This is a genomic window from Neobacillus drentensis (assembly GCF_036966985.1).
GTDB classification, from domain to species: Bacteria; Bacillota; Bacilli; order Bacillales; family Cytobacillaceae; genus Neobacillus; species Neobacillus drentensis_E.
In genome coordinates, this window is the sequence record NZ_JBALSN010000055.1 from 1 (window position 1) to 385 (window position 385).

Consider the following 385-nt stretch of genomic DNA (forward strand, 5'->3'; position numbering starts at 1 on the left):
TGAGGATGAAGGAAGAGACGAACCAGACTAGCTGCTTCAACGCCTGTCAGTAGGCTAACGAAGTAAGTGAAATCAATTCTACTGACTACACTCGTAGATGTATAAGTGCCAATATCTTTGCACACGGGTTCAACTCCCGTCATTTCCACTAAAATTTTAAAAAAATCTTGAAAAAAATTCATTATCCGATTATTATGTAAATATGACGTAAGTATTAGGCTGGTTTAGCTCAATTGGTAGAGCACGACCGAATATACTCCTTGAATAGTCTTCAGCATACTGACCGAGCTGCTGCTTGCATAAGCATTCTGAGGTCAGGATGACGTATCTATCCAGCGTGGACAAACTTAATATCATATCAAAATAAATGCCGGTTTAGCTCAAT

Annotated in this window: 1 other RNA gene; it reads left to right on the top strand. The window is 39.0% G+C overall.

Features of this window, described 5'->3' with window-relative positions:
- Positions 1 to 151: a transfer-messenger RNA gene (gene ssrA, locus V7659_RS03890) on the top strand; the annotation flags it as partial.
- Positions 152 to 385 lie beyond the last annotated feature (234 nt).